Origin of the sequence: Nocardia sp. NPDC004568, from assembly GCF_040609955.1 — a bacterium.
Taxonomy (GTDB): domain Bacteria; phylum Actinomycetota; class Actinomycetes; order Mycobacteriales; family Mycobacteriaceae; genus Nocardia.
The window spans coordinates 19,689-37,426 of sequence record NZ_JBEXLL010000051.1 but is presented as its reverse complement, the minus strand read 5'-3'; the positions used below and the strand labels follow the sequence as shown (position 1 = coordinate 37,426).

Sequence of the window (17,738 nt, the reverse complement as noted above, 5' to 3'; positions counted from 1 at the left end):
CACGCCCTCCCGCTGTGAAGTCCACGGCCGGCCGATCTTTCGGCCGCGGCCCCGCGGGTCCGGAGTGGCGCTCGAGCCAGGCGGTCGCCCCGGCGCCCGGCCTCGATGAGCCCCGGTTCCGGTGATCATCGGGACCAGGATCTCCGGGTTCGCGGTCGTCGTGCTGCGCAACCCCGTGGTCGACATCGTCACCGGCTCCGCGACCCGGCCACGCGCTGACGACCGCACCACCGAGAGGAGTGTCGCCGGTTTCGGCCCGGCGCGGACACTGACCTGCGCGGTTCTCGGTAGCGCTGACGTATCCGACCGGCTCACTGGGCTAGGGTTGTGGCCGCGGGATACCGGGCGTCGCTCGGACGGCCGTCGACCAACGCTCACGAGGAGTTCTCATGGGTTCTGCTCGGTCAGTGCGTAATTCCCTGTCCGCGGTGGTCGCGGTGCTGCTGGCGGCGACCGGGTGCGTCTCGGTGGTGTCCGCCGCCCCGGAGTCCGGCGACCAGCGGCCGAATGTGGTCGTGATCCTCGCCGACGACCTGGATTCGGCGACCACCCCGGTGTGGCAGGCCATGCCGCGAACCGCCGAGCTCATCCGTGATCGCGGAATGGAGTTCACCGACGCCTTCGCACCGATGCCGATCTGCTGCGCGGCCCGCGCCTCCATCCTGACCGGCGAGTACGGGCACAACACCGGTGTTCTCACCAATGCCGGCGAAGTCGGCGGCTTCGCGACCTTTCGCGCGCGGGGCAACGAATCCCACACCATCGCCACCACCCTGCACGGGGCGGGTTACCGAACCGGTATGGCCGGCAAGTACCTCAACGGACTGGAAGACGACCCCGGACACATCCCGCCCGGCTGGGACGAGTGGTACGCCGGCGTCGACAACTTCCTGTACTCGGGCTACAACTACACGCTGAACGAGAACGGCACGTTCGTGAAATACGGTGTCGCGCCGCAGGACTACGAAACCGACGTGATCCGCGCCAAATCCGAGCGGTTCATCACCGATGCCGCCGCCGCGAAACAGCCGTTCTTCTGGTACGCCGCCTCCACCGCTCCGCATTTCCCGATTCCGCCCGCGCCCCGGCATCTGGCCGAGACCCGGCCGACGGCCGCGCCGCGTTCACCGAACTATCAGGAGCCCGACGTGTCGGACAAGCCCTCGTGGCTGATCGATACCGCGGACCCGCGGGCGGCGACCATCACCGTGACCAACGACCCCGACTACACCAACCGTCTCGGGGCGCTGAAATCTCTGGACGAGATGGTCGCCGGGATCGTCGGAGCCCTCGATCGCACCGGCGAACTCGACAACACCTATCTGATCTTCACCTCCGACAACGGGTACAGTCTCGGCGCGCACCGGTTGACCCAGAAGATGGCGCCCTACGAGGAATCCCTGCGGGTGCCGCTCGCCATCGCCGGGCCGGGGATCCGGCCCGGCCGTAGCGACGCCATGGCCCTGTCCACAGATCTCGCCCCGACCGTCTTCGACTGGGCGGGCCTCCCGAACCCCGAGCGGATCGACGGCCGCTCACTGGCGCCCGTGCTGGCCGGCGACACCGTCGGGTGGCGTAGCGACTTCGTCGCCGAGTACGGCGGTCCGGGTAGCGAGGGCCGCGACGGCATCGCCCAGGAGAACATTCCGGGCACCGACACCCCGCTTGTCTACACACTCGATATGCCGTCCTGGAGCGCCGTCCGTAACGACCGATACCTCTACGTCCGCTGGTACGAGCGGGAACGCCCGCTCGACCAGCGCGAATACGAGCTGTACGACCTGCGCACGGACCCGTACCAGCTGACCAACCTCATCAAGACCCCGGCAGGACGCGCCGCGCACGCGGACCTGGTCGCCACCCTCGACCAGCGCCTGGCCGCCCTCACCGGGTGCGCCGGGGCCGGCTGTCGCTGACGGCCGGCTCAGCGGCACCGCGATCGGACCGGTTGGGCCGCGCGGCCGCGCACCGGCGTGGCTACACCGCAGGCCCGGTCAGCGGCCGCGCATCCACCGTTCCGGACTTCTCAGGTCGGCCACTTCCCGGTCATCCGGTGGTACGCGAGCGCCCCGGCACGATCGGCGGATGCTTTGACCAGACCGAACACAGCGCCTTGGAGGGCCGCCGCGAACAGGACCTCACGCCAGCCGTACTCCGGAGAGGTCGCCGTCGGCGCTTCGTCCTGCCCGGCGGTCCGGCGCCAGAGCCGGCGGAACACCGCCTGCGCCGCCATACCGCCGAGGACCCCGGCCACGGTGCCGATCGGCTTGTACAGCAGGTTCATGCTTTCCTCCCCCGGACGATCAACCACGCCACGAGTGCGGCGGCGAGGGCCGCCGTCACGGCAGGCACCGGATAGCCGCGCAGCAGGTCAGCCGTTCTCCGGCCCCCCGCCGCCACCGGCTCGGGGGTGCGGCCTTCTGCCCGTTCGAGGAGGTGATGGGCCCGGGTCTGCATCTGACCGGCGCGGTCGCGGACGGTGCGCTCGACCTCCCCGGCCCGCTGCCGCACCTCGTCCGCGGCGTGGTGCGCGGTCTCCTCCGCCCGCGCCCGCACATCGAACTTCCCGGCCAGTTCGTCCACGGTCTCCCGCAGTTCCTCGCGGACCTGGTCGCGGTCGCGCCGCAATGCGTCCCGGTCGTTGTCGACGGAGCGTCCTCCGTTCTCGGTCATCGCGACCTCCTGTGGGTGACGGTCTCGATATCGGCGCGTGCGCCTGCCATGGCGTCCGTGGGCACCGGCGGCGCGCTCGCCGTGATGTTCCGTTTACCGAGCCAGGTGAGGCCGGCCCCACCGACGAGCAATACGGCGCCGACGATCAGCGCCGCGGCCCACCCCGGCAGCGCCAGCGCCAATGCCAGCACCACGGCCGAAATCACTGCCGCGCCGCCGTAGAACATCAGCAGCCCGCCCGCGCCGGCGAGCCCGGCGCCTTTGGCCGCCGCGCTCGTCTTCTCCTGCATCTCCAGCCGGGCCAAGCGCATTTCGTCACGCACCAGCCTGCTCACCTGGATGGTGGCCACATCGACGAGTTCGCCGACCGACCGGTCGTCCCCTGACTGCCGCGTAGGCGGCTGTGCCGTCCGAGTCATGTGCTACCTCCTGTCCGGCGGGCGGATACCCGCCGGATCCCGGGCCAAACGACACCACCACGGGCGGAATTCGATCCGGCCCGCGGTCGGCGCCCGTGAATGCGGGCCGCCCGGTTCACGCGGGTGGGGACCGCGTGCGGATCCGCGAGGTCGGCGAGGCCCACACCCATCCGGTCGACCACCACCGTCGGGCGCTCGTGCACGTCACCGGCGCCCTGCTCTACGTCGACCCGCGCCACCACCCGGTCCGGCCCGGCCTCGGCCCGGTCGCCCGCGCGGACGCGGCGGAGCGGCGCCGGCAGGAGGGATCGCCCGGCCACGAGCGCGGCTGCGGCAGAGCGGCGCGCGCCGGAGACCACGCGCCCGGCCCGGCGAAGCCCGATCGACCGCCCGCGGAGCGGGGTCCGGTGCTGCGCCGGGGCCGGTGAACCGGGCGGCCACGCCCGCTACTCGTCGACGCCCGCCGAGCGTCCCGCGGCGGTCACTCGACGACCGCCGGACGATGCCGCCATCCGCCGTGCCACTCCGACCGCCCGCCACATCCGGACCAGGTAGGCCGGTGCCGGTGGCACCGGCCCGGCTGCCGGGCCGGTCCGAGATCAGCCCGATCCGCCCGGTGCTCCCGCGGCGTGCTGTCGGTGATCCGGAACCAGCGCGTCCGGGTGACAGTGCAGGATCGGCCGGTGGCCGGGACCGCCTGCTCGGGCACTTTCGGAACGGGAAGTGCGTGAACGCACCGCTGCCGCGCGGTCCGGGTACACCCACCGGGCGGGCGGATTCAGCCGGTGTGCCGCGAACTCAACGGAGCGGCAAGAGCTTCCAATGATCGCTGTTCGGCGCGCACCCCGAAGAGCAGCTCGACGATGCCGCCGAACATCATCGCCACCGCACCGATGGTGAAGGCCAGCGCGGTGCGTCCGGGGTCACCGTCCCCGGTGAGTTCCGCGAACACCAAGGGGCCCGCGATACCGCCCGCGGCGGTGCCCAGAGCGTAGAAGAACGCGATGGCCATCGCCCTGGTCTCCATCGGGAAGATCTCGCTCACCGTCAGGTGGGCGGAGCTCGCGCCGCAGGAGGCCACGAACAGCACCGCGGTCCAGCAGGCGGTGAGGGTGACGGCGGTGAGATCACCGCGGAGCAGCAGTAACGCGGTGAGCAGTAACAACACTCCCGAGCCCAGATAGGAGCCCGCGATCATGGGTTTGCGGCCGACGGTGTCGAAATAGCGGCCGAGCAGCAGCGGCCCGCAGAAACTACCCAGGCACATGACGGCATAGAAGTAACCGGTGCGATCACTGGGTACATCGAAGGACTCGCTCAGGATGACAGCGAAATTGAAGGTGACCGCGTTGTAGAGGAACGCCTGGCCGATGAACAGCGCCAACCCGAGTGCGCTGCGCCGCGGATACTTCCGGACCATGACCGAGGCGATCTCGCCGAACCCGGTGGAGCGCCGCTGCCGCACCTCGAGTGTCTCCGTCACCGGTGACAGGTCGGCACCGATATCCCGGCGAACTCGTTCCTCCACCTCGTCGACCAGTTCCTCGGCCTGCCGGTCACGGCCGTGGATGAACATCCACCGGGGGCTCTCCGGCACCTGCCGCCGCACCACGAGGACCAGGAGTCCGAAGAACACACCCATACCGAACATGAGGCGCCAGCCGATATCCGGCGGGAACAGTTGCGGATTCAGTGCCGCGACCGAGAGCAGCGCCCCACCGGAGGCCCCCAGCCAGTAGGTGCCGTTGATGACGATATCGATCCGTCCGCGGTACTTGCTCGGAATGAGTTCGTCGATCGCGGAATTGATGGCCGCGTACTCTCCGCCGATACCGAGCCCGGTGAGAAACCGGAACAGGACGAACCACCAGACCGAGAAGGAGAACGCCGTCATGGCGGTGGCGACGAGATACACCACCAGCGTGACGATGAACAGCTTCTTGCGGCCGTAGCGATCGGTCAGCCGGCCGAACAACAAGGCCCCGAGACACGCACCGGCCACGTACATCGCCGCCGCGAGCCCGGACACCTGCGCCGAGGAAATGGCCAGCCCGCTGTCGGGCTCGGACAGTTTCGCCGCGATACTGCCGACGACGGTGACCTCGAAACCGTCGATGATCCACACCGAGCCCAGCCCGACCACGATCATCCAGTGCCAGCGTGCCCAGGGGAGCCGGTCGAGGCGGGCCGGGATCCGGGTGCGCACCGTCGTCATGGGGCGGGTCTTCCCGCTCGCGGAAGTGACAAACCGGGCCACCCGCCGGGGTGGGCGAACACACTGGTGAGAGCGGCGCACCGCGGGTATACGGGCGCTATGGCGACGACGTTGCGGCGCACCGTGCCCACCCACCTGCTGTACCTGTTCGTGCTCGGCGATGTGCTGGGCGCCGGGGTGTACGTGCTGATCGGCGATATAGCCGCGCAGTCGGGTGGGGCGGTATGGGTGCCGCTGCTCACCGCGCTCGTACTGGCCTGCCTGACCGCGGGCTCGTACGCGGAGCTGGCCACCCGGTTCCCGCGCGCGGGCGGCTCGGCCCACTACGTGACCCGGGCGCTCGGACCGGCCGCGGGCGCCTTCATCGGATTCTGCATGCTCGCGGCCGGTGTCGTCTCGGTCGGTGCGCTGGCGCGCGGTTTCGCCTCGGACTATCTGGCCGAATTGATCACCCTGCCCACCGCGGCCGTCGTCGTGCTGTTCCTGGGCGTCCTTGCCCTGCTCAACATCCGCGGTGTCAAGGAGTCGCTGGGCGCGAATATGGTCGCCACGGCTGTCGAGGTCGGCGGTCTGCTCCTGGTCATCGGACTGGGCGCCTGGGTTCTCGTCCGCGGCGGCGGCGAGCCCGGCCGGCTCGTCGAGCTGGGCACCCCCGAGCACGGCGCGGTCGGAGCCACCCTCGCGGGCGCGGTACTCGCCTACTACTCGTTCGTCGGGTTCGAGACGTCGGTGAATCTGGCCGAGGAGGTGCGGGATCCACGCCGGGCGTACCCGCGGGCACTGTTCGGCGCGCTGCTCACCGCGGGTCTGGTGTACGTGCTGCTCGGGATGGTCGCCGCGGCGGTCGTACCCACCGAGGTCCTGGCCGAGTCGAGCGGTCCGCTGTTGGAGGTGGTCCGGGCGGCCGGCGGGGTGCCCGAACGCCTGTTCGCCGTGATCGCGCTGGTGGCGGTCGCCAACGGCGCACTGCTGACCGGCATCATGGCCTCCCGCCTCGCCTACGGGATGGCCCGCGACGGTCTGTTGCCCGGGGTCCTGGCCCGGCTGCTCCCACGCCGCCGGACCCCCTGGGTGGCCGTACTCGCGACCACGGCGCTCTCGCTGCTGCTGGCGCTGACCGGCGAGATCGCGGCTCTCGCCGAAACCCTGGTCCTGCTCCTGCTGGTCGTGTTCACGGCGGTCAACGCGGCCGTGCTCCTGCTGCGCCGGGAACCGGACGGCACGGGCGCGTTCCGAGTCCCGACCGTGGCGCCCTGGCTCGGACTGGCGTCGTGTCTGTTCTTGTTCACACGGATCGACGGTGCCGTGTGGGCGCGCGGCCTGATCCTGCTCGGACTCGGTCTGGTGGTGGGCGGTGCCCAACTCGTGCGGACGCGTCGCGCCCGCGAATCCGGACCGGTGCCCTCCGGAGCGCGCAACGCCCCGGAACGGCGAGAGAGCTAACCCAGCTGCCGCTGCGCCGGCCACAGCCGCGCCCAGGGCGCGCGGACGGTACGGCACACATACATCGCCGCTCCTTGCTCGTCATTGTCGATTCCGAGCCCGTTGTCGATTCGGCCCGCCGCTTCGGGAGCGGAATCGGCGCAGAAACGCGCGACCTCCGCGCGGGTGAGACCGACGGTGAGGATCGGACGGAAATCGGCCGGTGGCCCCCACCACCAGTAGGCATTGTGACCGCTGTGCGGGACCGGGAGGCCGTGCGGGGCGCCGAAACGTTCGATGGCCGCGGCTTCGCCGTAGTTGGCGGTAAGTATTTCCGCGTCCGGCGCCAGCCGGTCCCTGGCTTCCGCGATCCGGTCGGTGAACCTCGGCCAGCCGATCGTTTCGCCGGCATCGTAGTTGAGAGCGAGGATCGGCGAATCGCGCAGGGCGGTCACCGGAAGAACCGGCAGGAACAGTACCGCCGATACCGCCGCGTTCAGCGCGAGAACCGCCGCCGTCGCGGCGCGGCGCGCACGGGCGCGAAGCAGCACCGGGGCCAGTGCGGTGGCGCCCGCGGCCAGCAGCACCGGATACATCCCGCCCAGATAGTAGGCCTTGCCACCGGCGGCCGGATACGCCACGAACAGCAGTGCGTAGGCGAGCGTGAAGGCGCGGTAGCGAGGTTGCCGGGCCAGCCACCACAGACCCGCGCCCCACAGCACCACCAGCAGCGGCCCCATCAGGCCGAATTGCAGCAGCACGAAGGCGGCCGGGCCGTCCGAGGTGCCCGACGAACCACTTGCGATGGCTCGGCTCATTTCGATTTGCGGTAGTCCGTTGCGCGCCTGCCACCACAGATTCGGCGCCCAGATCACCGCGGCGATCGCGAGCGCGGCCGGAAAATACCCGGTGGCGAACACTTTTCGGGGGCCGAGCAGCAGTAGTGCGCACACGAGAACCAGCAGCGGTAACGCCAGCAGTGTCTTGTTCTGCAAGCCGATCCCCGCCAGCACACCGGCGAGCAACCACCAGCGCCGATCCGATTCCGGCCGCAGCAGCCGCAATACCGTCACCACCAGCGCCGACCACACCGCCAGATCGAAAATCACGGTGCCGAGCTGATGACCGCCGCCGAGCAGAAGCACGGAGGAGGCCGCCGCCGCGGCGGCCAGCGTCTGTGCCGCCCGGTCGCCGCCCAGTTCACGGGCCGCCCAGCCGGTACACACGATCACCGCGGTGGCCGCTACGATCGCCGGGAGCCGTAGGACCACCAGTGAGTCCGCGTCGATCGCGGCCATCGCCCGGGCCAGCAACGGCACCAGCGGCGGCTGGTCGGCGTACCCCCAGTCGAGCCGCCGGCCCGCGGCCAGGAAGTACATCTCGTCCCGGTGGTATCCGTACCGGCCGGCACACCCGGCCAGCACGACCGCGAAAAGACCCGCCACCCAGTACATTCCGCCGTCCTATGCTGCCGGCGGCGGACCGGTGTGCCGCTGCGCCCGTATCGATCCTCGCACGGACGTCCGGCCGCTCGCTCGGTATCCGGAATGCCGCGACGGCACGGTTCCGCGGCCGCCGGTCGCTGTCCGCGAGGCGGCGTTGTCAGGTGGTCCGGCGGGCACGCGCACGCCGTTTGCCCTCGTGCATCGCCTGGACCCGGGGGATCGGAATGGTATGGCCTTCCGCGACCAGATCGCCCGGAAGCACCTGCGGTTCGGGCATGGCGGCCGACCAGGGGTCGGTATCCGCCACCAGGGCCGGCACCGTACGCATCGTGAAGTCCGCCGGCGTCACCTCGTCCAGATCGGCCCAGTCGAGGGGGAACGACACGGGAACCCCGGGTCGGATACGCGGACTGTAGGCCGCGACGACGGTCGCGCCGCCGGTACGTGTCGGGTCGAGGAAGACCTTGCCCCCGCGGTCCTCCTTGATGAACGCTGTGGTGGCGAAACCGGGATCGAGGCGCTCGGCCCGGGCGGCGATGGCCCGCGTCGCCGCGGCCGCGTCCTCATGGCGGGTGCCCGGTGTGATCGGCACGAACACATGGGCACCCTTGGCTCCGCTGGTCTTCACCGCCCCGGCCAAACCCGCGTCCGTCAACGCCGCTCGGATCAACCGCGCCGCCTCGGCCGCGTGCCGGAAGGTCTGCCCGGGTGACGGATCGAGGTCGAGAACGAGATGCGTCGGCCCCGGGCCGGGATCGGAGGTGACCAGAGTCGGGTGGTATTCGACGGCACGCTGATTGCCGAACCACAGCAGGGTCGGCATATCATCGCACAGCGCATAGGAGATCTCGCGCCGCGAACTCTCCGCCCAGACAGTGGTCCGCCGGACCCACTCCGGCGTGTACTTCGGCAGGTTCTTCTGCATGAACGGTTCCTGCCCCGGCCGGACGCGCACGACCGACAGTGGGCGGTCCCGCAGTACCCGCACCAGGCGTTCCCCGATGGCCTCCAGATAGTCCAGCAGGTCTCGCTTGGTCGCCTCGGCGCCGTCGAACAGCGGCTGGTCCGGATTCGTCACCGGAACGCCGCGGCGGACCTCGTCACTGGCCATCGCCTCACCCTGCCCGCCGGCGCCACCGGGGTCAACCATGAGCCGTCCCCGTGGCGGCGTCCGCGCATGCCGCGCTCGCGGTTCCGGAACCGGGCCGCCACTCTGCGGCAGGACGATATTTCGGTTGCGCGCCGGGCGAACGATCCGGAGGGTTACCCTGTGCCACCACGAACCCCGACACCGACTCCCCCCGACTCCCGACCACCCGAGGAACGCCCGGATCTGACCGGCTGGCGACGCCGGCACGCCCGGCGCTCGTCCAACGCCGCGCGGCCGATCCCGTCGGGTAAGCAGTACCGCCGCAAGCAGAAGCACTCGAAACACCAGGATCACGACATCCGCCGGTGACGACATCCGCCGGTGACGGCGGCCGTCGGTGACCGGCCCACGAAACATCCGGTGCCGCAATACCGATGTCCGGACAACGCGCTTCTACCATTTCCCGGCACATCGGAGCAGCAATGAGCGACATCACCCAGCGCGACACCCTGTGGATGCGCGAGGACCTGCGACACGTCTGCCGCCTCCTCGGACTCGACGACCGGCACAGCGCCTGGATCGCCCGCGAATTCGCCCCGTGGGCGGCCGGCTATCTCACCCGCCGGGTAACCCTCGAACTCCGTAACCGGGATGCCGACGCGGCCTGATGCCCCCCGATTTGCCGATTTCCGCGCGATCGGCTGTGATCGGAGAACGTGAGCGGAAACGGCAGCGTTTCGAACATCGGAGTCCCGGTCGCACTGGACCGCCGGACCGTACTACGCGCGGGGGCGGCGGCAGCCGCGGTACCCCTACCGGCCGCGGCCGCGGAGAGTCCGGTCTTCGGGCACGGCGTCGCCTCCGGTGATCCGCTGCCGGACGGCGTCGTGCTCTGGACCCGGGTGACCGTCGGACCACAGGCCCTGCCGGGATCGGGAATCGGCGCCCCGGCCACCGTCCGGTGGGAGATCGCCGAGGACGCCGGGTTCACCACGAGGGTGGCCGGTGGCTCGCTCACCGCGGACGCGGATTCCGATCACACGGTGAAGGTCGACGTACGCGGCCTGGCCCCGGGGCACGAATACCACTACCGGTTCCATGCCCTCGGCGCGACGTCGCCGGTCGGCCGGACCCGCACCGCTCCCGCTGATACGGATTCCCCTGCCCGCCTGCGTTTCGGTGTGGTCTCCTGCGCCGACTGGGAGGCGGGCTATTTCGCCGCCTATCGCCACCTCGCCGCCCGCGACGATCTGGACGCCGTCGTCCATCTGGGCGATTACCTCTACGAGTACCGCTCCGGATCCTTCGAGGGCCGCGCCGGGACGGTCCGGCAGCACGAACCGGTGCACGAGATCGTCTCGCTCGCCGATTACCGGATCCGGCACGGACAGTACAAGACCGACCCCGACCTCATGGCTCTGCACGCGCGGGTGCCGTTCATCTGCACCTGGGACGACCACGAATCCGCGAACAACGCCTGGTCCGGCGGCGCGGAGAACCACGACCCAGGCACCGAGGGCAGCAGGGCGGATCGGCGCGCCGCCTCGATCCGCGCGTACGGGGAATGGATGCCGGTCCGGCTGGAGACCACCGCCGGGGAGACCCGGATCTACCGGCGGCTACGGTTCGGCTCGCTCGCCGAACTGTCCATGCTGGATCTGCGCAGCTAACGGTCGCCCCCGTGGTCGGGCCACCTCGGTCCGCGGCTCCGGAGCGGGGCGGATGGATACAGTTCGGATCACCGTCTTATTAATCATTCCCTCCTGACCGCGGCGTTGTTTCAATGCCGATATGCACCAGTCTCGTTCTCTTGCCGCGCGTCTCCGATTCCGGTCGACCGCGATGCTGCTCGCCGTCGCCGCTGCCGGGATGGCGCTGACCGGGTGCACCAGCAGTGACGGGCCCGGGGGCGCGGCGCTGGATACGCCGCTGCCCACCGAAATTCCGCCGGGCACCACTCTGGTGGTCGCCGACCAGCAGGAGCGTTTCCAGACCGCGCTGCGCGCCTCCGGTGAACTGGAGAAGTTGCCGTTCGAGGTGGAGTTCGCGAATTTCATCGGCGGCCCGGAGATCCTGGAGGCGTTCCGGGCGGGCGCGGCGGATGTGGCGCCGGTGGGCGATGTACCGCCGATCCACGCTCTCGCCGCCGGTCAGGACGTGCCGATCATCGCCGCATACCAGACCGATCCGACGGGGATCAAACTGGCTGTCGCGCCGGGTGTCACGGCGACCCGCCTGACCGATCTCGCGGGTAAGAAGATCGCCTACGCCGAGGGGACGGCCCAGCAGGCTGCGGTGTTGCGGGCGCTGGACAAGGCCGGCCTGTCCACCTCCGATGTCGAGCTGGTGCGGCTGCAGCTGGCCGATTTCAACGACGCGGTCCGCACCGGACAGGTCGATATCGCGCCGTTGAACGAGCCGCGGCTGACCCGCTTCCTGCGGACTCCGGGCGCGAGCGTCATCGCCGATTCGGAAACGACCGGTATCTATCACGGCCTGGGCTATCTGTACTCCCGGCGGGAAGCGACCCAGGATCCGGCGAAGTCCGCCGCGCTGCGCGCCCTCGTCGGAGCCTTCGTGCGGTCGTTCCACTGGACCAATACCCATCAGGACGAGTGGGCCCGTATCTACTACATCGAGAATCAGAAGCTCAGCGCCGACGATGCCGGCCGGATCGTCGATTCGCTGGGGGAGTTCACCTTCCCCCATCTGGATCAGAAGCTGATCGACGCGCAGCAGGCGACCATCGACGTCATCGACGCGGCCGGTCAGTTGCCGCGCAAGGTCGAGGCCGCGGACGGTTTCGATACCCGATTCGACCAGGTGATCAGCGAGACCGTGCCCGCCGTGGGCGCACGATTCGAACGGGAGGCGCAGTAGTGGCCACCTTGGATATCTCCGCGGGCGTACGGGGGGATTCCGCCCCGCTCGCATCACCGGTGCGGTCCGTCCGAACCGCGCGCCGGGTCCGCCTCGGACCCGGTCGGCCGATTCCGTTCGGCTTCGCGCTGGGCCCCGTACTGCTGCTGGCCGCCTGGGTGATCGGTTCGCTGTCCGGCGTCCTCGACGCCGAGACGCTACCTCCGCCGTGGGAGGTGGCCCGGACAGCGGGTGATCTGATCGCCGAGGGCACCCTGCAGTCCAATCTGCTCACCTCGTTGCAGCGGGCCGCGATCGGTCTCGTGCTCGGGGTGTCGATCGGTGTGGTTCTCGCGTTGGTCTCCGGCCTGAGCCGGATCGGTGAGGCCCTCGTGGACGGCCCGGTGCAGATCAAACGCTCCATTCCGACCCTCGCGCTGATCCCTTTGTTCATCGTGTGGTTCGGGATCGGGGAGGAGATGAAGCTCGTCGTCATCACCGCCAGTGTGCTGGTGCCGGTGTACATCAACACGCACGCCTCCCTGCGCGGGGTCGACGCGCGCTATGTGGAGCTGGCGCGGACGGTCGGCCTGTCCCGGTGGGGTTTCATCCGCCGGGTCGCGCTACCCGGTTCCCTGCCGGGCTTCTTCACCGGCCTGCGCCTGGCGGTCACGATCTCGTGGCTGGCCCTGGTGGTGGTGGAGCAGGTGAATGCCACCAGCGGTATCGGCTATCTGATGACCCAGGCGCGCACCTATGGGCAGATCGACGTGATCGTGGTCGGACTGGTGATCTACGGCCTGCTGGGGCTCTTCGGTGACCTGGCCGTCCGCGCGCTGGAGAGGAGGGCACTGGCATGGCGACAGACACTGTCGGACTGACCGTCCGCGTTCGCGCGCTGCGGCGCGGGTTCGGGGACCGGATCGTATTGCGTGGAGTCGATCTCGACATCGCGCGGGGCGAATTCGTGGCGCTGCTGGGTCGTAGCGGCTCCGGTAAGAGCACCCTGCTGCGCGCACTCGGCGAACTGGACCACGATGTCGCCGGCGACGGTGAACTGACGGTCCCCCGGGAGCGGTCGGTGGTGTTCCAGGATTCCCGGCTGCTGCCGTGGATCAGGGTGCTCGACAATGTCACGCTCGGCCTGAGCGGTCCGGGCGCCGCGCAGCGCGGCCGGGACGCGCTGGCCGAGGTCGGCCTGGCCGGCCGCGAGAAGGCCTGGCCGCGGGAACTGTCCGGCGGTGAACAGCAGCGGGTGGCGCTGGCCCGGTCCCTGGTGCGTGAACCGGCGCTGCTGCTGGCCGACGAACCGTTCGGCGCGCTGGACGCGCTCACCCGGATCCGGATGCACGGACTGCTCCAAGATCTCTGCGCCCGGCACCGCCCCGCGGTATTACTGGTCACGCACGATGTGGACGAGGCGGTGCTGCTCGCCGACCGGGTGCTCGTCCTCGATGAGGGCCGCATCGCCGTCGACCTGTCCATCGAGCAGGCCCGCCCGCGCCGGCACGGTGATCCCGCCGTCGCCCACTACCGCGAACGACTCCTGGCCGCGCTCGGTGTCTCCACCGAATCCACTCCGTACGAGGACGATGCCCGATGACCGAACCCCGCCGGCTGAGTCTGAACGCGTTCATCTATCCCGCCGGGCACCACGAGGCGGCCTGGCGCCATCCGGCAAGCCGCCCCGACCGGATCTACGATGTCCGCTACTACCAGGAGATCGCCCGGACCGCCGAGGCCGCGACCTTCGACGCGGTGTTCTTCGCCGACGGACCGGCGCTGCGTACCAATGTGGCCTACAACGCCGCGCCCGGGCTCGAACCCATCACACTGCTGACCGCGATCGCCGCGGCGACCACGCATCTGGGTCTGATCGCCACGGCGTCCACCACCTACTACGAGCCCTACAATCTGGCCCGGCTGTTCTCCTCGCTGGACCATATCTCCGGCGGCCGGGCGGGCTGGAATATCGTCACCACCGGCACCGATCTGGCCGCGGCCAATTTCGGGCTGGACCGCCATCCCGATCACACCGAGCGCTACGCCCGGGCCCGGGAATTCGTCGACGCGGTCACCGCGCTGTGGGACAGCTGGGAGGACGACGCGATCCTGCTGGATCGGGCCGGCGGCCGGTACGCGGACCCGGACAAGATCCATCCCATCGATTTCGCGGGCGAACACCTGCGGGTACGCGGACCGTTCAACGCGGCCCGCACGCCGCAGGGGTACCCGGTCCTTGTGCAGGCGGGAGCGTCCAACGACGGTCGCGCCTTCGCCGGTCGGTACGCCGAGGCGATCTTCACCGCGCATCAGCGGCTCAGCGACGCCCAGGCGTTCTACCGTGATATCAAACAAAGGGCGGCCGATTTCGGCCGCGAACCCGACCACGTGAAGATCCTGCCCGGGATCAGCCCGTTCATCGCGGGCACCGAGTCGGAGGCCAAGCAGCTGGAACGGGAATTCAACGAGCTCACCGTGCCCGAATACGGCTTGAAGCAGCTGGAATCGCTGGCACACGAATCGCTGCGGCATCTGGAACTCGACGAACCGGTGCCGGTCGAATTGTTCGCCGACGCCGGTGATGTCACCGACAATTCGGCGAGCCGGCGGCAGGTGGTGGCCGGGATTGTGCAGCGGGAACGGCCGACCCTGCGCGGTCTGCTGCACCGGCTGGCGGGTGCGCGTGGGCACCGGGTCTTCGCGGGCACCCCGGAGCAGGTGGCCGACACCATCGAGGAGTGGTTCCGCTCCGGCGCCGCGGACGGTTTCAATGTGATGCCGCCCTACTACCCCGGCGGCCTGGAGGTCTTCGCCGACACCGTGGTTCCGATCCTGCGGCAGCGCGGGCTGTTTCGGACCGAGTACAGCGGCACCACCCTGCGCGACCATTTCGGCCTGCCCAAACCGGCGAGCCGTTACGCGCCGCAACCGGTGGCCGGGTAGCGGCGACGGCTGTAGTCGCCCCGCGAGGTGGTGACCGTATGAGGCCACCGGCACAGTTTCACTACACCCTGTAGTAGTAATGAGGGATGGTGAGTCGTTCCTCTGCGCGGTCGGTACTGCCCTGCGCATTTCCGACCGCGGCGGCGCCGGTTGCGTTGCGGTAGGCGCGTGGCAGTGGCCCCGGCTCGGCTCCGGCTCGGCGGCCGACCAGCGTTGCCCGCTCCGAGGTGACGAGCGAATTGTGGTGGTATCGCGTTCAGTCGATGACCGCGTCGGAGAACACCGGAGGGTCACCGAGGAACAGGCGGTGCGACGGTGGGCGCTGTCCCCGCGTGTCCTCGACGCCGAGTTCCTGCGCGATCTCCGCGCCGATGAGCACCCGACCGGACCGGTTCATCAATTCCGGATCGCGGGCGAGGGCGTCGATGACGCGGCCGGTGAACTCCGGCGACTCGGCGGTCGCGGCAAGCCCGTCGTATGCGCCCGGATTCGCGGCGAATCCGGCGAGCGTGCGTTCGGTCATGAGCAGACCCATCCAGATCGAGACCACCGCTACGTTCCACGGACGGAAATCGACGGCCATATCGTGCGCCATCTTGTCCACCGCCGCCTTGCCCGCACCATAGGCGGGCCCGTGCATGTAGCAGGTGCCACCGAACGACGAGGTGTTCACGACCAACCCACCACCATCGGCCACCAGCAACGGTGCGGCGTAGTAGCTCGCGACGTAGCTCGAGCGCATACCGACGTCCAACGGGCCGAGCAGCGTCAGCGGCTTCTCCCGGAACGGCCCCTTCTCGGTCAGGCCATCCGGCACAGCGAAGGCATTGTCGACCAGAATATCGAGGCGGCCGTGTTCGTGACGAAGACCTTTGCCCCGGTTTCCCCCAGGGCCACAGCGATTCCCTTGCCCGCGCCGCGACTGGCACCGGTAACCACCACGATTCGTTCCGGACCCACCATCGACTCCCTCCACTGCCCGACCGATCACCCAGCGCATCGTGTGACACGTTCCGCTACTGAACCGGACCGGCCGGGAGTCCCGCGGAGTCCTTCCCGGTAGCCGGGAAGGTGGCGGCCCGCAACGGCGCCGCTCCGGGTACACGCCGATAGCTCCTCGAGTCGCCGTCCAGCTTCGCCGGGCCCGTCGAGAGGGGTGAGCGACGCGAGGCGGTGAGTCCGGGGGTGATGGCGGTAGAGCCCGTACCCGCCTCGGGGTGACGGCTTCTTTCGCAGCCCCAACAGCCCGACCACGTCGCCGGTGGGGTCTCGGCGACCCAGTTGTACCAATGCTTTTGCCGCGCCGGTCACGGCAAAGGCCACTCAGGTTCCGCATATTCACGGGCCGGGCGCCGGCGCGTCTCGAGCTTCGGAACCGCTCACGGCACCCGGCCATACCGTCCGGGCGACTACACCTGGCGCGTTCCGCCGCGGTCGGCCAGGGCGGCGACCAGATCGGTTGCGGCGCTGGCCAGTTCGATCCGCGCGACATGTGGCAGGGTGGCGGCGAGTTTTCCGGCGATGGCCGCCTGGATATCCGCGCCGATCGCTACGCCCGCGGCGGTCGGCGCCACACGGCTGATCCGGCGGTCGGCCGGATCCGGTTGCCGTGCCACGTAACCGCGGCGTTCCAGTCGGTCCACCATGCCGGTGATATTGGTCTTGTCGCAACCGAGCGCGGCGGCGAGTTCGCCGAACGTCGGGTGCTGGGCCTGCACCAGGCAGAGCAGGGCGATCTGCTGTGCGGTGAGCCCGAATTCGCGGGCTATCGCCCCATAGAACGCGTTGACCTCACGATAGAGCCCGCCGAGGGCGGCAACCAGGTCGTGATCGTTCACTGCCACGACGAGCAGTTTAGTTGATCGACAGTTGACTGGGCACGATAGTTAGTCGAGTATGTCGACTATCCATATCACCTACTTTTGGAGGTAACCGTGCCCGTCGCAGTGGTCACCGGAGGCTCCCGCGGGATCGGCCGGGCGATCGCCCGGCGACTCGCCGACACCGGCGCCTCGGTCGCGGTGAACTATCGCACCGACCGGGCGGCCGCCGCGCAGGTCGTCACCGCGATCGAGGCCCGCGGCGGCCGCGCGCTGGCCTTCCGGTCGGATATCACCGATCCCGAACAGGTCCGCGCCCTCTTCGACTCCGCCGAGCAGACATTCGGCGCTCTCGACATCGTGGTGAGCAACGCCGCCATCGCCCGCTTCTCCCCCCTCGCCGAGGCCACCGACGACGACTTCGACCAGCAGTTCGCGATCAATACGAAAGCCACCTTCTACGTCCTGCGCGAGGCCGCGAACCGGTTGCGCGACGGTGGGCGGATCGTGCTGGTGTCGTCCGGCGCGACGATCACCCACCGGCCCGGCTCCGGGCTCTACGCGGCCGGCAAAGCCGCCTCCGAACAGCTGGTGCGGGTGCTCGCCCGGGAACTCGCCCCCCGCGCGATCACGGTCGACAGTGTGCTGCCCGGCGCCGTACACACCGACGCACTGGCCGCCGCGGGGGTCGGGCAGATCGACCGGATCGCCGCGACGATTCCGATGGGCCGAGTCGGCGAACCCGACGATATCGCCGATATCGTCGGCTTCCTCGTATCCGAGGAGGCCCGGTGGATCACCGGTGCGTCCATCCCGGCCTCGGGCGGGGCCTTCTGAGCTCGACTGCGG

The 17,738-nt window shown here is 69.7% G+C and carries 16 protein-coding genes and 2 pseudogenes; 10 read left to right on the top strand and 8 right to left on the bottom strand.

Annotated features, from left to right (window positions below):
• Positions 1–389: 389 nt before the first annotated feature.
• Positions 390–1,916 carry a sulfatase-like hydrolase/transferase gene (locus ABZV91_RS21840; RefSeq protein ID WP_355244587.1) on the top strand — a complete coding sequence of 509 codons (1,527 nt, stop codon included), beginning with the start codon at positions 390–392 and terminating at the stop codon, positions 1,914–1,916.
• A 110-nt stretch (positions 1,917–2,026) separates the two neighbouring features.
• On the opposite strand, the gene ABZV91_RS21835 is transcribed toward ABZV91_RS21840, so the two are convergent.
• The 3 genes from ABZV91_RS21835 to ABZV91_RS21825 are packed head-to-tail and all read right to left on the bottom strand — an operon-like array spanning position 2,027 to position 3,092.
• Complete coding sequence (locus tag ABZV91_RS21835; protein WP_355244584.1) at positions 2,027–2,284, bottom strand: DUF4235 domain-containing protein; 258 nt, start codon at positions 2,282–2,284, stop codon at positions 2,027–2,029.
• Positions 2,281–2,673, bottom strand: coding sequence for a DUF3618 domain-containing protein (locus ABZV91_RS21830; RefSeq protein WP_355244581.1), 393 nt, complete (start codon positions 2,671–2,673; stop codon positions 2,281–2,283). The genes ABZV91_RS21835 and ABZV91_RS21830 overlap by 4 nt, the downstream gene beginning before the upstream one ends.
• Entirely contained in the window at positions 2,670–3,092 is a 423-nt protein-coding gene (locus ABZV91_RS21825; RefSeq protein ID WP_355244578.1) for a phage holin family protein, read from the bottom strand. The genes ABZV91_RS21830 and ABZV91_RS21825 overlap by 4 nt, the downstream gene beginning before the upstream one ends.
• A 134-nt stretch (positions 3,093–3,226) precedes the next feature.
• Between ABZV91_RS21825 and ABZV91_RS21820 the strand changes: the two genes are divergently transcribed.
• A complete protein-coding gene (locus ABZV91_RS21820; protein ID WP_355244575.1) occupies positions 3,227–3,520 on the top strand; it encodes a hypothetical protein in 294 nt (97 codons plus the stop codon).
• 350 nt (positions 3,521–3,870) lie between these two features.
• On the opposite strand, the gene ABZV91_RS21815 is transcribed toward ABZV91_RS21820, so the two are convergent.
• The gene (locus ABZV91_RS21815; RefSeq protein WP_355244572.1) at positions 3,871–5,307 is read right to left on the bottom strand and encodes an MFS transporter; all 1,437 of its coding nucleotides are present in this window, start codon (positions 5,305–5,307) and stop codon (positions 3,871–3,873) included.
• Between the two features lie 99 nt (positions 5,308–5,406).
• On the opposite strand from ABZV91_RS21815, the gene ABZV91_RS21810 reads away from it, so the two are divergent.
• Positions 5,407–6,750, top strand: a complete 1,344-nt coding sequence (locus ABZV91_RS21810; RefSeq protein ID WP_355244569.1) for an APC family permease — start codon at positions 5,407–5,409, stop codon at positions 6,748–6,750.
• Here the strand turns inward: ABZV91_RS21810 and ABZV91_RS21805 are convergent.
• Both ABZV91_RS21805 and ABZV91_RS21800 read right to left on the bottom strand, forming a co-directional pair.
• On the bottom strand, positions 6,747–8,183 hold the full coding sequence (locus ABZV91_RS21805; protein WP_355244566.1) for a glycosyltransferase family 39 protein: 1,437 nt from the start codon (positions 8,181–8,183) through the stop codon (positions 6,747–6,749). The two genes, ABZV91_RS21810 and ABZV91_RS21805, sit on opposite strands and share 4 nt — an antisense overlap.
• Positions 8,184–8,331: 148 nt before the next feature.
• Complete coding sequence (locus ABZV91_RS21800) at positions 8,332–9,285, bottom strand: ATP-dependent DNA ligase (RefSeq protein ID WP_355244646.1); 954 nt, start codon at positions 9,283–9,285, stop codon at positions 8,332–8,334.
• Positions 9,286–9,746: 461 nt separating this feature from the next.
• Here ABZV91_RS21800 and ABZV91_RS21795 point away from each other — a divergent pair, with 461 nt between their 5' ends.
• From ABZV91_RS21795 to ABZV91_RS21770, 6 genes and pseudogenes are all read left to right on the top strand, one after another.
• Positions 9,747–9,932 (top strand): hypothetical protein, encoded by a 186-nt coding sequence (locus ABZV91_RS21795; RefSeq protein WP_355244563.1) that lies wholly within the window; start codon positions 9,747–9,749, stop codon positions 9,930–9,932.
• Positions 9,933–10,025: 93 nt separating this feature from the next.
• A pseudogene (locus ABZV91_RS21790) lies at positions 10,026–10,931 on the top strand (alkaline phosphatase D family protein); the annotation flags it as partial.
• 124 nt (positions 10,932–11,055) lie between these two features.
• Positions 11,056–12,144 carry an ABC transporter substrate-binding protein gene (locus ABZV91_RS21785; RefSeq protein ID WP_355244560.1) on the top strand — a complete coding sequence of 363 codons (1,089 nt, stop codon included), beginning with the start codon at positions 11,056–11,058 and terminating at the stop codon, positions 12,142–12,144.
• A gap of 59 nt (positions 12,145–12,203) precedes the next feature.
• A complete protein-coding gene (locus tag ABZV91_RS21780) occupies positions 12,204–13,004 on the top strand; it encodes an ABC transporter permease (RefSeq protein WP_355244643.1) in 801 nt (266 codons plus the stop codon).
• Positions 12,980–13,726: an ABC transporter ATP-binding protein gene (locus tag ABZV91_RS21775; protein WP_355244557.1), complete on the top strand. Its 747-nt coding sequence runs from the start codon at positions 12,980–12,982 to the stop codon at positions 13,724–13,726. Before ABZV91_RS21780 ends, ABZV91_RS21775 begins: the two co-directional genes overlap by 25 nt.
• Positions 13,723–15,069, top strand: a complete 1,347-nt coding sequence (locus ABZV91_RS21770; RefSeq protein ID WP_355244554.1) for an LLM class flavin-dependent oxidoreductase — start codon at positions 13,723–13,725, stop codon at positions 15,067–15,069. Before ABZV91_RS21775 ends, ABZV91_RS21770 begins: the two co-directional genes overlap by 4 nt.
• A 256-nt stretch (positions 15,070–15,325) precedes the next feature.
• On the opposite strand, the pseudogene ABZV91_RS21765 reads toward ABZV91_RS21770, so the two are convergent.
• A pseudogene (locus ABZV91_RS21765) lies at positions 15,326–16,032 on the bottom strand (SDR family NAD(P)-dependent oxidoreductase).
• A 446-nt stretch (positions 16,033–16,478) separates the two neighbouring features.
• Entirely contained in the window at positions 16,479–16,913 is a 435-nt protein-coding gene (locus ABZV91_RS21760) for a MarR family transcriptional regulator (protein ID WP_355244551.1), read from the bottom strand.
• A 90-nt stretch (positions 16,914–17,003) separates the two neighbouring features.
• Between ABZV91_RS21760 and ABZV91_RS21755 the strand changes: the two genes are divergently transcribed.
• The gene (locus ABZV91_RS21755; protein ID WP_355244548.1) at positions 17,004–17,726 is read left to right on the top strand and encodes an SDR family oxidoreductase; all 723 of its coding nucleotides are present in this window, start codon (positions 17,004–17,006) and stop codon (positions 17,724–17,726) included.
• Positions 17,727–17,738: the final 12 nt, after the last annotated feature.

What these genes read in the sequence shown, in the direction of transcription:
- ABZV91_RS21840 (WP_355244587.1), top strand. Translation starts at nt 390, where the DNA reads ATGGGTTCTGCTCGGTCAGTGCGTAATTCCCTGTCCGCGGTGGTCGCG.
- ABZV91_RS21835 (WP_355244584.1), bottom strand. Translation starts at nt 2,284, where the DNA reads ATGAACCTGCTGTACAAGCCGATCGGCACCGTGGCCGGGGTCCTCGGC.
- ABZV91_RS21830 (WP_355244581.1), bottom strand. Translation starts at nt 2,673, where the DNA reads ATGACCGAGAACGGAGGACGCTCCGTCGACAACGACCGGGACGCATTG.
- ABZV91_RS21825 (WP_355244578.1), bottom strand. Translation starts at nt 3,092, where the DNA reads ATGACTCGGACGGCACAGCCGCCTACGCGGCAGTCAGGGGACGACCGG.
- ABZV91_RS21815 (WP_355244572.1), bottom strand. Translation starts at nt 5,307, where the DNA reads ATGACGACGGTGCGCACCCGGATCCCGGCCCGCCTCGACCGGCTCCCC.
- ABZV91_RS21810 (WP_355244569.1), top strand. Translation starts at nt 5,407, where the DNA reads ATGGCGACGACGTTGCGGCGCACCGTGCCCACCCACCTGCTGTACCTG.
- ABZV91_RS21805 (WP_355244566.1), bottom strand. Translation starts at nt 8,183, where the DNA reads ATGTACTGGGTGGCGGGTCTTTTCGCGGTCGTGCTGGCCGGGTGTGCC.
- ABZV91_RS21800 (WP_355244646.1), bottom strand. Translation starts at nt 9,285, where the DNA reads ATGGCCAGTGACGAGGTCCGCCGCGGCGTTCCGGTGACGAATCCGGAC.
- ABZV91_RS21795 (WP_355244563.1), top strand. Translation starts at nt 9,747, where the DNA reads ATGAGCGACATCACCCAGCGCGACACCCTGTGGATGCGCGAGGACCTG.
- ABZV91_RS21785 (WP_355244560.1), top strand. Translation starts at nt 11,056, where the DNA reads ATGCACCAGTCTCGTTCTCTTGCCGCGCGTCTCCGATTCCGGTCGACC.
- ABZV91_RS21775 (WP_355244557.1), top strand. Translation starts at nt 12,980, where the DNA reads ATGGCGACAGACACTGTCGGACTGACCGTCCGCGTTCGCGCGCTGCGG.
- ABZV91_RS21770 (WP_355244554.1), top strand. Translation starts at nt 13,723, where the DNA reads ATGACCGAACCCCGCCGGCTGAGTCTGAACGCGTTCATCTATCCCGCC.